The organism is Frigoribacterium sp. Leaf172 (assembly GCF_001424285.1).
Taxonomy (GTDB): Bacteria; Actinomycetota; Actinomycetes; order Actinomycetales; family Microbacteriaceae; genus Frigoribacterium.
This window is the reverse complement of sequence record NZ_LMPB01000001.1, coordinates 1,226,182-1,240,743: the sequence shown is the minus strand read 5'-3', so window position 1 is coordinate 1,240,743 and position 14,562 is coordinate 1,226,182. Positions and strand designations below refer to the sequence as shown.

General features: G+C 71.3%; 13 protein-coding genes and 1 tRNA gene. 4 read left to right on the top strand and 10 right to left on the bottom strand.

The features are described from left to right. Window positions 1–37: 37 nt before the first annotated feature. From gatB to mnmA, 6 genes are all read right to left on the bottom strand, one after another. Entirely contained in the window at window positions 38–1,537 is a 1,500-nt protein-coding gene (gene gatB / locus ASF89_RS05890) for an Asp-tRNA(Asn)/Glu-tRNA(Gln) amidotransferase subunit GatB (RefSeq protein WP_055812750.1), read from the bottom strand. Then, entirely contained in the window at window positions 1,537–3,087 is a 1,551-nt protein-coding gene (gene gatA, locus ASF89_RS05885; RefSeq protein ID WP_055794584.1) for an Asp-tRNA(Asn)/Glu-tRNA(Gln) amidotransferase subunit GatA, read from the bottom strand. Before gatA ends, gatB begins: the two co-directional genes overlap by 1 nt. A 2-nt stretch (window positions 3,088–3,089) precedes the next feature. Further along, on the bottom strand, window positions 3,090–3,389 hold the full coding sequence (gene gatC / locus ASF89_RS05880) for an Asp-tRNA(Asn)/Glu-tRNA(Gln) amidotransferase subunit GatC (protein WP_055794582.1): 300 nt from the start codon (window positions 3,387–3,389) through the stop codon (window positions 3,090–3,092). A gap of 100 nt (window positions 3,390–3,489) precedes the next feature. Next, a complete protein-coding gene (locus ASF89_RS05875) occupies window positions 3,490–4,881 on the bottom strand; it encodes an alpha/beta hydrolase (RefSeq protein WP_055812746.1) in 1,392 nt (463 codons plus the stop codon). A gap of 106 nt (window positions 4,882–4,987) precedes the next feature. After that, entirely contained in the window at window positions 4,988–7,297 is a 2,310-nt protein-coding gene (ligA, locus tag ASF89_RS05870) for an NAD-dependent DNA ligase LigA (protein WP_055812743.1), read from the bottom strand. Window positions 7,298–7,304: 7 nt separating this feature from the next. Beyond that, window positions 7,305–8,432, bottom strand: coding sequence for a tRNA 2-thiouridine(34) synthase MnmA (mnmA, locus tag ASF89_RS05865; RefSeq protein ID WP_082474966.1), 1,128 nt, complete (start codon window positions 8,430–8,432; stop codon window positions 7,305–7,307). Window positions 8,433–8,506: 74 nt separating this feature from the next. On the opposite strand from mnmA, the gene ASF89_RS05860 reads away from it, so the two are divergent. The 3 genes from ASF89_RS05860 (at window position 8,507) to ASF89_RS05850 (ending at window position 10,663) form a co-directional block, all read left to right on the top strand. Then, window positions 8,507–9,760: an MFS transporter gene (locus ASF89_RS05860; RefSeq protein WP_055812740.1), complete on the top strand. Its 1,254-nt coding sequence runs from the start codon at window positions 8,507–8,509 to the stop codon at window positions 9,758–9,760. Between the two features lie 70 nt (window positions 9,761–9,830). Then, window positions 9,831–9,915, top strand: a tRNA-Leu gene (locus ASF89_RS05855). 22 nt (window positions 9,916–9,937) lie between these two features. Continuing rightward, entirely contained in the window at window positions 9,938–10,663 is a 726-nt protein-coding gene (locus tag ASF89_RS05850) for a DedA family protein (RefSeq protein ID WP_055813187.1), read from the top strand. Between the two features lie 22 nt (window positions 10,664–10,685). Here the strand turns inward: ASF89_RS05850 and rdgB are convergent, their stop codons facing one another. The 3 genes from rdgB to murI are packed head-to-tail and all read right to left on the bottom strand — an operon-like array spanning window position 10,686 to window position 12,912. Further along, complete coding sequence (gene rdgB / locus ASF89_RS05845) at window positions 10,686–11,273, bottom strand: RdgB/HAM1 family non-canonical purine NTP pyrophosphatase (protein WP_055794574.1); 588 nt, start codon at window positions 11,271–11,273, stop codon at window positions 10,686–10,688. Then, window positions 11,270–12,031 (bottom strand): ribonuclease PH, encoded by a 762-nt coding sequence (gene rph, locus ASF89_RS05840; protein ID WP_055794572.1) that lies wholly within the window; start codon window positions 12,029–12,031, stop codon window positions 11,270–11,272. Before rph ends, rdgB begins: the two co-directional genes overlap by 4 nt. Continuing rightward, complete coding sequence (gene murI / locus ASF89_RS05835; RefSeq protein WP_055812737.1) at window positions 12,028–12,912, bottom strand: glutamate racemase; 885 nt, start codon at window positions 12,910–12,912, stop codon at window positions 12,028–12,030. The genes rph and murI overlap by 4 nt, the downstream gene beginning before the upstream one ends. A 58-nt stretch (window positions 12,913–12,970) precedes the next feature. On the opposite strand from murI, the gene ASF89_RS05830 reads away from it, so the two are divergent. After that, the gene (locus ASF89_RS05830) at window positions 12,971–14,260 is read left to right on the top strand and encodes a nicotinate phosphoribosyltransferase (protein WP_082489801.1); all 1,290 of its coding nucleotides are present in this window, start codon (window positions 12,971–12,973) and stop codon (window positions 14,258–14,260) included. A gap of 26 nt (window positions 14,261–14,286) precedes the next feature. On the opposite strand, the gene ASF89_RS05825 is transcribed toward ASF89_RS05830, so the two are convergent. Next, a complete protein-coding gene (locus ASF89_RS05825) occupies window positions 14,287–14,547 on the bottom strand; it encodes a DUF3039 domain-containing protein (protein ID WP_156357251.1) in 261 nt (86 codons plus the stop codon). Between the last annotated feature and the right edge of the window lie 15 nt (window positions 14,548–14,562).

Below are 14,562 nucleotides of genomic sequence, written 5' to 3'. Positions count from 1 at the left end.
CCTCGGGATCGGACGACGACGACCATGCCGCCGCGCGTCAGGCCTGCGCGCGCTCGAGCACCAGCTCGCGCACGCGGGCCGCGTCGGCCTGGCCCTTCATGGCCTTCATGACCGCACCGATCACGGCGCCGGCCGCCTGCACCCGGCCGTCGCGGATCTTCGCGAGCACGTCCGGCTGCCCGGCGAGGGCCTCGTCGATCGCGGCGATCAGGGCGCCGTCGTCCGAGACGACCTTCAGGCCGCGCTTCTCGACGACCTCGACGGGAGACCCCTCGCCGGCCACGACCCCTTCGAGCACCTGACGCGCCAGCCGGTCGGTCAGGTCGCCCGACTCGACCAGGGCGATGAGCTCGCTGACGTGGAGGGGCGACACGAGGCTCGACGCCTCCACGCCCCGGGCGTTCGCCAGACGGGCGATCTCGCCCGTCCACCACTTGCGGGCCGCCTGCGGCGTCGCACCGGCCTGGACGGTCTCGACCAGCTCGGTCAGGAGACCCGAGTTGACGACGTCCTGGAACTCGAGGTCCGCGAAGCCCCACTCGGCCTTCAGCCGACGCCGCAGGGCGACCGGAGCCTCGGGGAGCGCGAGGCGGAGCTCCTCGACGAGCTCGCGCGGCGGCACGACCGGAAGCAGGTCGGGCTCGGGGAAGTACCGGTAGTCGTCGGCGTCGCTCTTGGGGCGACCCGCCGAGGTCCGACCGGTGTCCTCGTGCCAGTGACGCGTCTCCTGGGTGATCGTCCCGCCACCGTCGAGGATCGCCGCCTGACGCTGGATCTCGTGCCGGATGGCGCGTTCGACCGAGCGGAACGAGTTGACGTTCTTGGTCTCGGTCCGGGTGCCGAGCTTCTCCTGGCCGTGCGGGCGGAGCGACACGTTGGCGTCGCAGCGCAGGTTGCCGCGCTCCATCCGCGCCTCGCTGACGCCGAGCGACCGCACGATGTCGCGGATGGTCGAGACGTAGGCGGCGCCGAGCTCGGGGCCGAGGGCGCCCGCGCCGATGATGGGCTTGGTGACGATCTCGACGAGGGGGATGCCCGCGCGGTTGTAGTCGACGAGCGAGTACTCGGCCCCCTGGATGCGACCCGTCGAGCCGCCGACGTGCGTCAGCTTGCCGGCGTCCTCCTCCATGTGGGCCCGCTCGATCGGGATCCGGAAGACGGTCCCGTCGGGCAGCTCGACCTCGACCTCGCCCTCCGAGGCGATCGGCTCGTCGAACTGGCTGACCTGGTAGTTCTTGGGGTTGTCGGGGTAGAAGTAGTTCTTGCGAGCGAACCGCGAGCTCTCGGCGATCGAGCACCCGAGCGCGAGTCCGAGGCTGATCGAGTACCTCACGGCCTGCTCGTTGACCACCGGCAGCGAGCCCGGGAGTCCGAGGTCGACCGGGGTGACGTTCGTGTTCGGGGCGCCGCCGAAGAAGTTGGGCGCATCCGAGAACATCTTGGTCTTCGTGGCCAGCTCGACGTGCACCTCGAAGCCGAGGACGACCTCGAACTTCTCGAGGGCCTCGTCGTAGTCCATCAGGTCTGCCTTGGCCATCAGATGACTCCTTCGGTGGCGGCGTTCTGCTCGGTGCTGCTGAGATCGGGGGCGCGCGAGATGAGGGTGCGCCCCCAGCTCTGCTCGAGCAGCTGCTCGAGGGCGGCGCCGTAGGTGTAGAGGCGGGCGTCCTGTCGGGCCGGCGCCATGAACTGGAGACCGACCGGGAGGCCGTCCTCCGGGGCGAGTCCCATGGGGACCGTGATCCCGGGGATGCCGGCGAGGTTCGCCGGGATCGTCGTGATGTCGTTAAGGTACATCGCCAGCGGATCGTCGATCTTCGAACCGAGCGGGAACGCCGTGGTCGGCGCGGACGGCGAGACGAGCACGTCCACGTCGGCGAACGCCTTCGCGAAGTCGCGCTGCACGAGCGTGCGCACCTTCTGAGCACTGCCGTAGTAGGCGTCGTAGTAGCCCGCGCTCAACGCGTACGTGCCGAGGATGATGCGGCGCTTGACCTCGGGGCCGAACCCGGCCTCGCGGGTCGCGGCCATGACGTCCTCGACGGTTCCGCCGCCCTCGGGGACGACGCGCATGCCGAAGCGGACCGAGTCGAACTTCGCGAGGTTGCTCGACGCCTCCGCCGGGAGGATCAGGTAGTAGGCGCTGATCGCGTACTCGAAGCTGGGGGCCGACACCTCGACGATCTCGGCGCCGGCGCCCGTCAGCAGTTCGAGGGCCTCCGAGAAGCGCGTCTTGACTCCGCCCTGGAACCCCTCGCCGTTCAGCTCCTTCACGACGCCGATCCGGACGCCCTTCAGCGCACCGCCGGCGAGACCGGCACGGGCGGCCTCGGTGAACGAGGGCCACTCGTCGCGCAGGGAGGTCGAATCGCGGGGATCGTGCCCCTTGATGACGTCGTGCAGCAGAGCCGAGTCGAGCACGGTGCGGCTGACCGGACCGACCTGGTCGAGCGAGCTGGCGAGCGCGATCGCGCCGTACCGGCTGACCGAGCCGTAGGTGGGCTTGACGCCGACGGTGCCCGTCACGGCACCCGGCTGGCGGATCGAACCGCCGGTGTCGCTGCCGAGCGCGAGCGGAGCCTCGAAGGCCGCGACGGCCGCCGCCGAGCCACCGCCCGACCCGCCGGGGATGCGGTCGAGCGACCACGGGTTGTGGGTCGGACCGTAGGCCGAGAACTCGGTCGACGAGCCCATCGCGAACTCGTCCATGTTGGTCTTGCCGAGGGGCACGAGATCGGCGGCGCGGAGCTTCTGGACGACCGTCGCGTCGTACGGCGGGATCCAGCCCTCGAGGATGCGGCTGCCCGAGGTCGAGGGCATGTCGATGGTGCAGAGGACGTCCTTCACGGCGATCGGCACACCGGCCAGCGGGCCGAGCGCGTCGCCGGCGGCGCGACGACGATCGACGTCGGCGGCCGTGGCGAGCGCGGCGTCGCTGACGTGGAGGAAGGCGTGCACGTCGCCGTCGACGGCGGCGATGCGGTCGAGGTGGGCCTGCGTCGCTTCGACCGACGAGACCTCGCCCGTCGCGAGCTTCGTGGACAGGTCGGCCGCGCTGAGGCGGATGAGGCTTGCGGTGTCGGTCATCTCTACTGCTCTTCTCCGAGGATGGCGCTCACCCGGAAGCGCGAGCCGTCGTGGTCGGGGGCTCCGGACAGCGCCTGCTCGGCGGTCAGCGTCTCGCCGACGACGTCGGGGCGGAAGACGTTCTCGAGCGGGATCGGGTGGCTCGTCGCCGGCACGTCGTCGGTGGCGACCTCGGCCACTTTGGCGACGTTGTCGACGATCTGCCCGAGCTCCCGGGTCATGGTGTCGATCTCGTCGGCGGTGAGGGCGATGCGGGCGAGACCGGCGAGGTGCTCGACCTGCTCGCGCGTGATGTCAGACATGGTGCTCCGTCACAGATTCGTGTGGGGTACAGCGCTTGGGGGTCGCCGACGATTCTACGGGGCGGCGCGGACGGCCGACCCGCGCCTCCCCGGGGTCGCGTCAGTCGCGGGCGTAGAGGTCCTGAGGGCGAACCAGCGCGATGTCGGGCAGTTCGGGGCCGCCGGTGCCGGGGGTCCGCTCGTCGACGTCGACGAGCTCGCCGTGACCGAGCCCGATCAGGGCGATGCTCCGCAGCGACTCGGTCCCGGGGCGCAGGTAGTCGTTGTGCCCGAGGGCGGCCGAGAGCGCCTGACCGGTCAGACCGTCCGGGCCGCCGCCCGTGTGCATCAGCACCGCGCCGAAGGCCGCGGACCCCGGATCGGCCCCGAAGGCGCCGCTGCCCGCGACGGGGTCGAAGCTCCCCGCGGCGGCGTAGACGTCGCTGCCGACGACGGCCAGCTGCGTCGCGGTCTCGACGACGCTGCCGGGCGAGCCGAGGAGGACGAGCGAGTCGACGGTGACGCGACCGGACGACAACGCCATCGTCGCGGCCGTCGACCCGTACGAGTGAGCGACGACCGTGACCCGCGCCGGGTCGGCCGCTCGCACCGCGTCGAGTCCGGCGATCGCGTCGGCGAGGTGCGCGGCGCCCACCCGGGCGAGGTCGAGCGAATAGACGTTCGTGAGATCGGGCGTGCGGTAGCCCATCCACGCCACCACAGCGGTGGTCTGCGGGGCGTCCGCCGACCGTCCGGCCAGCAGGGTGGCCCAGGCCGCCTGCTCGTCGTAGAGGTCGCCGGCCGTCTCCGACCAGTCGACGATCTGGCCGCTCACCGTGAAGAGCATGCCGGGGACGAGGACGCTGACGTCGTCGGCCGTGTCGAGGTCACCGACCACGACGGCGGCGCGACCCGGCATGACCGTGTCCAGCGCCACGAGATGCCGGTCGGCCGTGCCGCTGGTCCGGTCGGCGAGCGCGGCACCCACCTCGTCGAGCATCGCCGCCCGGGCGAGGTCGTCGGGGCTCGTCGAACCTCCCGCGAGACGGATGTCGAGCGCTGCGACCGCATCGGAGAGGAACGAGCGGTTGGCCGTGTCGCGCGCAGCGTACGGAACGCCCTCGAGATTCCCGACGAGCCCGGGGAGCGCGGTCGTCAGCCGATCCTGATGGACCCGGTCGAGCGACTCCCACCAGGCCAGCACGGTCGCGGGGGCGACGTCGGCGGTCAGCGCCGAGCTCGTGGTCCCGATGTCGTCGCCCGCGGGGTCGAGCGTCTGGCGCAGGACGTCGAGCGACGCCGAGGAGGCGCGGGTCAGCTCGCCGAGGCACCGCGCCCCGTCGAGCTCGTCGGCCTCGTCGACGACGCAGGCCCGCTCGAGGACGAGCGCGCTCGTCGACGCCGGGCCCGAGTCCGTGGCGGAGACGACGGTCGCGGAGGTCGCGGGTGGGGCCTCGACCACGCCGAAGACGTGGATCGAGGCACTCAGGATCGCTGCAGCGAGGAACAGCACGTCGGGTCTTCCCCCTCGAGGCGCATCTGTACCCCGGACTCCCTACAGTCCGAAGACGATGCGTGCTCATATCGTAGGGGCGACCGGTGACGCGTCACCAGACGGTCTAGCGATCTTCTGGCGCTTCGTCCCCCGTTTCGGGTACCGGGAGGGCCGCTGGGCCCTCCTTAATGAGGACTTGAAATTGCGCCGCATCGATGATCCGCACACCGAGGGCCTCCGCCTTCGCCAGCTTGGACCCGGCACCCGGGCCCGCCGCGACGAAGTCCGTCTTCTTGCTCACGCTGTTCCCGGCCTTGCCGCCCGCCGCGAGGATCGCCTCCTGCGCCCCTTCGCGGCTGAATCCCTCGAGGCTGCCGGTCGCGACCACGGTCAGCCCGGCCAGCACTCCCCCGGCGGCCTCGGCCGCCCCCGGTCCCGGGTGACCCGGAGTGGTGAGCTGCACCCCGGCGGCAGCCCAGCGATCGATGATCTCGACATGCCAGTCGACGGCGAACCAGTCGCTGAGGGCGTCCGCGATGATCCCGCCGACCCCGTCGACGGCGGCGAGCGCATCGCGATCAGCCGCTCGGATCGCCTCGAGCGATCCGAAGTGATTCGCCAGAGCTCGGGCGGCGACCGGACCGACGTGGCGGATGCTGAGACCCACGAGGATCCGCCAGAGCGGACTCGTCTTGGCCTTCTCGAGGTTGGCGAGCATCTCGAGCGCGCTCTTGGACGGGACGTGGTCCGCGTCGCCGGAGAACTCCGACGCTTCGGGATCGAACGGGCCGTCGCGCTTGGCGCGCCGACGGCGGAACGGCGTGACGAGCTTGGGGGCGCCATCGGCCTCGAGGCGCTGCATGCCCGTCTCGGAATCGCGCACGACGACGCGCACCGGGAAGATGTCGGCGATGGTCAGATCGAAGAGACCGGCCTCGGTGCGCAGGGGCGGTGTCGCCGGCTCCGCCGGCTGGGTCAGGGCCGCCGCGGCGACCTCGCCGAGACCCTCGACGTCGAGCGAGCCGCGCGACGCGATGTGCTCGACGCGGCCCCTGACCTGCGCGGGGCAGCTCTCGGCGTTCGGGCAGCGGAGGTCGATGTCGCCCTCTTTGGCGGGCCGGAGGGGCGTGCCGCACTCGGGGCACTCGGCCGGCATGACGAATTCGCGCTCGGTGCCGTCGCGCAGCTCGGCGACCGGTCCGAGCACCTCGGGGATGACGTCGCCCGCCTTGCGCAGCACGACGGTGTCGCCGATCAGGACGCCCTTCGCCTTGACCACCTGCTGGTTGTGCAGGGTCGCCTGGCGCACCTCGCTGCCGGCCACCTCGACCTTCTCCATGACGGCGAACGGCGTGGCGCGCCCCGTGCGGCCGACGCTGACGACGATGTCGAGGAGGGTCGTGTTGACCTCCTCGGGCGGGTACTTGAACGCGGTCGCCCACCGGGGAGCGCGACTGGTCGACCCGAGCTCCTCGTGCAGAGCCAGGTCGTCGACCTTCACGACGATGCCGTCGATCTGATGCTCGACGGAGGCGCGGCGGACGCCGTAGTCGTGGATGAACGCCTGGACCTCGGCGACCGTGTCGAAGACCCGGTGGTGGGTCGAGATGGGCAGACCCCAGCCGCCGAGCAGGTCATAGACCTCCGACTGCGAACGCACCTCGGTGGCGCGTTCCAGATCGCCGACCGGCCACGCGCCGATGCCGTGCACCAGCATCCGCAGGCGACGAAGGCGCGCGTGCATCAGCTCGCGCTTCTCGGGGCTCTTGCCCTCCTCCTTCTGACGCAGCGATCCGGCGGCGGCGTTGCGGGGGTTCGCGAAGACCCGTTCACCGGCCTCGCGCTGCCGGGCGTTGAGCTCGTCGAATCCACTGACGGGGAAGAAGATCTCGCCGCGCACCTCGACGAGAGGCGGATGCCCCGTGCCCGAGAGCCGTTCGGGGATCGAGCCCATGGCGAGCACGTTGCCCGTGACGTCCTCTCCGACGACCCCGTCGCCGCGGGTGGCCGCCGTGACGAGCAGCCCGTTCTCGTAGCGCAGGTTGATGGCGAGGCCGTCGATCTTCAACTCGGTGAGGAACCGCACCCGCTCGCCGCCGGCGTCACGCTGCACCTTGCCGGCCCACTCGGCGAGCTCGTCGTCGCTGAAGACGTTGTCCAGGCTCAGCATGCGCTCGGCGTGCTCGACGGGCGCGAACTGCGTGGTCTCGGCGCGGCCGCCGACCGTCTGCGTCGGGCTGTCGTCCTTCTGCAGCTCGGGATGGGCGCGCTCGATGGCGTCGAGTCGGCGCACCAGCCCGTCGTACTCGGCGTCGGAGGCGGTGGACGCGTTGCCCTCGTAGTACTGGTCTCGCAGATCGAGGATGACGGCGGTGAGCCGCTCGGCCTCGTCGCGCGCGGAGGACAGGTCGGCGGGGACCTCGGTGTCGCTCATGACGGGCTCAGGCGAGGGCGGTCGGGACCGGGACGGCGCTGACCGTGCGGTCGATCGTGCACTGGCCGAGCACGCGGGTTCCGACGTAGACGACGGCGGTCTGCCCGGGGGCCACGCCGTTGAGGGGTTCGCGAGGTGTGATCACGAGTTCAGTCTTACCCGCACCCTCCGACACGCGCGCCACCGCGGGCACCGGGTCGGCGTGGGCCCGGATCTGGACGTCGCACTCGAACTCGGTCGTCGGGTCGGCCGGGGGCAGTCCGGCCCAGGTGAAGGATCGTCCGGCGATCTCGGCGATGTCGAGGGCCTCCTTCGGCCCGACGACGACCGTGTTGTCGACGGGGCGCACCTCGAGCACGAAGCGGGGCTTGCCGTCGTCGGCCGGGAACCCGATGTTCAGGCCCTTGCGCTGACCGACCGTGAAGGCGTGAGCACCCTCGTGGCTGCCGATGACGGACCCGCTGCGGTCGAGGATCTCGCCGGTCTCGGCGCCGACCCGCTCGGCCAGCCAGCCCCGGGTGTCGCCGTCGGGGATGAAGCAGATGTCGTGGCTGTCGGGCTTCGTGGCGACGCTGAAGCCGCGCTCGGCCGCTTCGGCCCGCACCTCGGCCTTCGACGGGGTCGCTCCCAGCGGGAACATCGAGTGCGCGAGCTGCTCCGTGGTCAGGACGCCCAGCACGTAGGACTGGTCCTTCGCCCAGGCGGAGGCGCGGTGCAGCTCGCGGTTGCCCTGGTCGTCCGTGAGGATCGTCGCGTAATGCCCCGTGCACACCGCGTCGAACCCGAGGGCGAGCGCCTTCTCGAGGAGGGCCGCGAACTTGATGCGCTCATTGCAGCGCATGCACGGGTTCGGCGTCCGACCGGCCGTGTACTCCGCGACGAAGTCGTCGACGACGTCGAGCTTGAACCGCTCGCTGAAGTCCCAGACGTAGTACGGGATGCCGATCTTGTCGGCCGCCCGCTGCGCATCCATGCTGTCTTCGATGGTGCAGCAGCCGCGGCTGCCGGTGCGGAGGGTGCCGGGCATCCGGCTGAGGGCCAGGTGGACCCCGACCACGTCATGGCCGGCCTCGACCGCCCTCGCCGCGGCGACCGCCGAGTCGACGCCGCCGCTCATCGCTGCCAGAACCTTCATCCGGCAAGTGTACGCAGCCATCGTCGCCGCGGCAGGGCCCCGCGGGGCGACCCGGGCATAGTCTGACCGACGACATGACCGACTCATCCCCCGACTTCAGCATGCGGTCGGTCGCTCTCGCGGCGTTCCTGCCCGCCGCCCTCTTCGCCATCGGCGAGGGGGCGATCATCCCGATCATCCCCGTGGTGGCGAGCGGCCTCGGAGCCTCGCTCCCGTTCGCCGCGTTCGTGGCAGCGCTCATCCTCGTCGGCGAGCTCGTCGGAGACATCCCGAGCGGCTGGCTCGTGTCGCGGGTCGGCGAGCGCAGCAGCATGATCGGTGCCTCGCTCGTGAGCATCGGCGGTCTCGTGACCTGCCTCCTCGCCCCCAACGAGGTCGTGCTGGCGGTGGGCGTGCTCGTGATCGGTCTGGCGACGGCCGTCTTCGCGCTGGCTCGTCACGCGTTCATGACGAGCTTCGTGCCGATCGCCGTCCGGGCGAGGGCCCTGTCGAGCCTCGGCGGCGTCTTCCGACTCGGGTACTTCGTCGGGCCGTTCCTCTCGGCGGGCGTCATCGAGCTCACCGGCAGCGTGCAGTCCGCCTTCGTCGTGCACATCGTCGGCTGCCTCGGCGCGGCGGTCTCGCTCCTCGTCCTCCGCGACCCGTCGGCGTCGTTCGGTCCGACGCCGGCCGCGCGTCGCACCACGGCCGAGCCCGACCTCGTCGCCCTCGAACGTCAGGGGCTCTTCGCCACGCTCCGGCGCCATCGCGGCGTCCTCGTCAAGCTCGGCAGCGGCGCGGCCCTGATCGGGGCGATGCGCTCGGGCCGCCAGGTGATGCTGCCGCTCTGGGCCGTCAGCATCGGCCTCGGGGCGTCCGAGACCGCGATCATCATCGGCATCGCCGGGGCCGTCGACTTCGCCCTCTTCTACACGAGCGGGCAGATCATGGATCGGTACGGTCGACTCTGGAGCGCCGTCCCGTGCATGGTCGGTCTCGGACTGTCGTATCTCGCCCTCTCGCTCACCCACGATCTCGATGACCGCGTCGGATGGTTCATCGCCGTCGCGGTGGCCATGTCGCTCGCCAACGGCATCGGGAGCGGCATCCTCATGACCCTCGGCGCCGATCTCGCCGACCCGAAGGACCCGGCTCCGTTCCTGGGGGCCTGGCGCTTCACCGGCGATGCGGGCAGCGCGGGGGCGCCCCTCCTCATCTCGGCCGTGACGGCCCTCGTCTCCGTCTCGGTGGCGAGCGGCGTCATGGGTCTGCTCGGTCTCGTCGGAGCCGGCATCCTCCTCCGGTACGTTCCCCGCTACTCGCCGCACACGCCCCGCTCGAAGCGGTAGCGCCTCCCCGGCCGCCGACGCCGTCGAGCCGACGTCGACCCGGGGCTCGGATCGCTACACTGACCCTGCCGCGGGAGTGGTGGAATTGGCAGACACGCAGGATTTAGGTTCCTGTGCTTTCGAGCGTGAGGGTTCAAGTCCCTTCTCCCGCACCACCCGAGACCGGAGAACAACCCGATGCTGCCCCTCGCCGTCATCCCCTGGCTCGACCCCGAGTACCTCCTGTCGGCGTTCGGCCCCTGGGCCGTGCTCGGGGTCTGCGTGCTCGTCTTCGCCGAGACCGGGCTGCTCATCGGGTTCCTGTTCCCCGGCGACACCCTCCTGATCATCACGGGCATCCTGGCGGCGACGAACCCGGACGCCCTCGGCATGCCCATCTGGCTCATCGCGATCCTCATCAGCATCGCCGCCTTCGCCGGGGGCGAGCTCGGGTACCTGATCGGCCACAAGGTCGGACCCCGCATCTTCGAACGCCGGGAGAGCGGACTGTTCAGCGTCGCGAACGTGAACCGCACCAACGCCTTCTTCGAGCGGTTCGGCCCGACGGCGGTCATCATCGCCCGCTTCGTGCCGATCGTCCGCACGTTCGCCCCGATCATGGCCGGGGTCGCGCACATGAGCTATCGCCGCTACTCGCTCTTCAACGCGATCGGCGCCGTGGTCTGGGGCATGGGGATCACCCTGCTCGGATTCGGAATCGGGCACATCCCCCCGGTCGCCGATTTCGTCAGCTCGTACATCGACCTGATCCTGCTCGGCGCCGTGCTGGCCACGGTGATCCCGATCGCCGGGCACTACTTCCACGGCGTGCATCAGGCGAAGAAGGCCGAGGCCGAGGGCGAGTCCGAACCGGCCGACCCGCCGGCGGCGTCCGATCTCCCGGGCCGATCCCCCGGAGCCTGACCACGAGGAGGCGCGGGTCGGCTCAGTCGGCCAGTGCCGCCACGAGGGGCGCGATCGCCCGGAAGGCCCGAGAGCGATGGCTGACCGCGTTCTTCTCCTCGGTCGTGAGCTCGGCGGCGCTGCGGCTCTCGCCCTCGGGCCGGAAGACCGGATCGTAGCCGTGTCCGCCGGAGCCGACCCGCGCCTCCAGCAGGGTCCCCCGCCACTCGCCGTACTCGACGTGCTCGCGGCGAGGCTCGCCGGGGACGACGAGAGCCGCCGCGCACGAGAACCACGCCGACCGGTCGTCGGCCCCGGCGACAGCGGCCAGGAGCTTGTCGATGTTGTCGTCGGCGTCGCGGGTGCCCGCGTAGCGCGCCGAGTGGATCCCGGGCGCGCCGCCGAGGGCCGTGGCCGAGATGCCGCTGTCGTCGGCGAGGGCGGGCAGGCCCGTGTGCTCGGCGGCGGCCCGCGCCTTGATCAGCGCGTTCGCCTCGAAGGTCGAGCCGTCCTCGACGGGCTCGGGTCCGTCGTAGGCGACGAACTCGACACCGGGCACGACGTCGGCCAGCAGCCGACGCAGCTCGGCGACCTTGCCGGGGTTGTGCGTCGCGATGACGACCCGGGTCACGAGCCGAGCACCTCGAGCTGCTTGCGCGTGAGGTCGGCCGCACCCGCCACGGCGAGGTCGAGCAGCTCGCCGAGCTCACGGCGGTCGAAGGGCGCGCCCTCGGCGGTGCCCTGCACCTCGACGAAGAGGCCGCGGCCGGTCACGACGACGTTCATGTCGGTCTCGGCGCGGACGTCCTCGACGTAGGCCAGGTCGAGCATCGGCTCGCCGTCGATGATCCCGACCGAGACCGCCGAGACGCTGTCGATGAGGGGGACGGCCTTCTGCGAGATGAACTTCCGCTCGCGGCCCCACTCGATCGCCTGCGCGAGGGCGACGTAGGCCCCGGTGATGGCTGCCGTGCGGGTTCCGCCGTCGGCCTGCAGCACGTCGCAGTCGAGCACGATCGTGTTCTCGCCGAGGGCCTTGGTGTCGACGACGGCCCGGAGGCTCCGGCCGATGAGACGCGAGATCTCGTGCGTGCGACCGCCGATCCTGCCCTTGACGCTCTCGCGATCGTTGCGGGAGTTCGTGGCGCGCGGCAGCATCGAGTACTCGGCCGTGACCCAGCCCTTGCCCTTGCCCGCCAGCCACCGCGGCACGCCGTTCGTGAACGACGCCGTGCAGAGCACCTTGGTGTCCCCGAACGAGACGAGGGCGCTGCCCTCGGCCTGAGAGCTCCAGCCCTTCTCGATCGTGACGGCGCGCAGGTCGTCGACGCGCCGCCCGTCGGCTCGGACGGTCGCGCTGGTGCCGGTCGTTCCGCTGGTCTCGCTCATGCTGTTCTCCTGGGGCCGGTCGTCGGCCCGTGCTCGGTCGTTCGTGTGGGTCGTGCGGGAAGGTCGATCGCACCCGTCTCGAGGTGACCGACGCGGGAGATCTCGGGCCCGAGGAACCGCTTCGCGAGACGGAGGAAGGCCGGCTTGTCGTCGCCGGTCGCCTCGAACTCGTAGCGGGGGGTGTTGTCGCCCGGCGCCTCGAGACCGTGGTCGACGAGGGTGCGGTACACGTCGGCGGCCGTCTCGTCGGCGCTCGAGACGAGGCGGACGTCCGGTCCCATGACGTACTGGATGGCGGCCGACATGAGGGGGTAGTGGGTGCAGCCGAGCACGAGCGTGTCGACCTCGGCCTCACGGAGCGGTGCCAGGTACTCCTCGGCGACGGCGCGGAGCTCGGCGCTCGACGTGTCGCCGGCCTCGACGAACTCGACGAACCTCGGGCACGCGCGGGTGACGAGCTCGAGGTCGGCGGCCGCCGCGAAGGCGTCTTCGTAGGCCCGGGAGTTGATCGTGCCCTCGGTGCCGATCACGCCGATCCGCTTCGCCCGGGTCTGCTTGACCGCCGAGCGGACCGCCGGCTGGATGACCTCGACGACCGGGATGCCCCGACCGATCGTGTAGCGCTCCCTCGCGTCGCGGAGCACGGCCGCGGAGGCGGTGTTGCAGGCGATGACCAGCAGCTTGACGCCCTGCGCGACGAGGTCGTCCATGACGGCGAGCGCGTACTCGCGCACCGTCGCGATGGGCTTGGGGCCGTAGGGCGAGTGGACGGTGTCGCCGACGTAGAGGATCGACTCGCGAGGCAGCTGATCGATGATGGCCCGCGACACGGTGAGGCCGCCGACCCCGCTGTCGAAGACTCCGATGGGTGCGTCCGTCACGGTCGCCCAGCTTACCCGGCGCTCGGCCCACCGGGCCCTCACGGCCTAGGGTGGCGGGGTGACCAGTGCGCTGTTGACCGACCGCTACGAGCTGACGATGGTCGAGGCCGCGCTCCGCGCCGGCACGGCGCACCGCGACAGCGTCTTCGAGGTGTTCGCCCGCCGCCTGCCCGAGGGCCGCCGCTACGGCGTCGTCGCGGGCACGGGGAGGTTCCTCGACGAGCTGACGAGGTTCCGCTTCGGTGACGCCGAGCTCTCCTGGCTGCGCGACGAGCGCATCGTCGACTCCCCCACCATCGACTGGCTCGCCGACTACCGGTTCTCGGGCGACGTGCACGGGTACGCGGAGGGCGAGGTGTACCTGCCCGGATCACCGCTCCTCGTCGTCGAGTCGACCTTCGCCGAGGGCGTGCTGCTCGAGACCCTCGCTCTCAGCATCTTCAACTACGACTCGGCCGTGGCCGGCGCGGCTGCGCGCATGGTCTCCGCCGCCGACGGGCGGCCCCTGGCCGAGATGGGCTCCCGCCGCACCGGCGAGCGCAGCGCCGTCGCCGCCGCGCGCGCCGCCTACATCGCCGGGTTCGACGCCACGAGCAACCTCGAGGCGGGCCGCACCTGGGGCGTCCCGACGATGGGGACCGCCGCCCACGCCTTCACCCTGCTGCACGACAGCGAGGAGGAGGCCTTCCGGGCGCAGGTCGCCACCCTCGGCTCCGGCACGACCCTGCTGGTCGACACCTACGACATCGAGACGGCGGTCCGGACCGCGGTCGACGTGGCCGGGACCGACCTGGGGGCCGTGCGCATCGACAGCGGGGACCTCCCCTCGCTCGTCGGCCAGGTCCGTCGTCAGCTCGACTCCCTCGGCGCGACGGGCACGCGCATCACGGTCACGAACGACCTCGACGAGTACACGATCGCGGCTCTGCGCGCCGCCCCGGTCGACAGCTACGGCGTCGGCACCTCGGTGGTCTCGGGCTCCGGGCATCCGGCGGCGGGGATGGTCTACAAGCTCGTCGCCCGCCGCGGCGACGACGGCGCCTGGCTGTCGGTGGCGAAGAAGTCCGCCGACAAGGCGAGCGTCGGGGGACGCAAGGCGCCCGTGCGGGTGCTCGACGGCGGAGTGGCGACCACCGAGCTCGTGCGGGTCGGCGACCATGAGACGGCTGCCCATGAACGCGCCCTGCTCGTCCCGCTGGTCACGGGTGGAGTCGTCGACGAACGCTACACGGGGCACCACGGCGTCGAGCGGGCACGCGATCACCGCCGAGCGGCGGTGGCCGAACTGCCCGCCGGCGCGTTCCGCCTCGGGCGGGGCGAGCCCGTGATCCCGACGATCTACGCCTGACCCGCGGAGGGGACCCGCCAGGGCGTCTACTCGGACTTCATCTTCTCGTAGATGTCGCGGCAGGTCGGGCACACCGGGAACTTCTCGGGGTCGCGCCCGGGCGTCCACTTCTTGCCGCAGAGCGCCTTGACCGGTTTGCCGCTCAGAGCGGACTCCATGATCTTGTCCTTCTTGACGTAGTGCGAGAAGCGCTCGTGATCACCCGGGTCGATGTTCTCCTCGTTGAGGAGCTTCTCGAGCTCGCGATCGAGGACGTCGAGGCCACCGCCGGTTTCCGTGTTGCTCATGGCGACCATGGTACG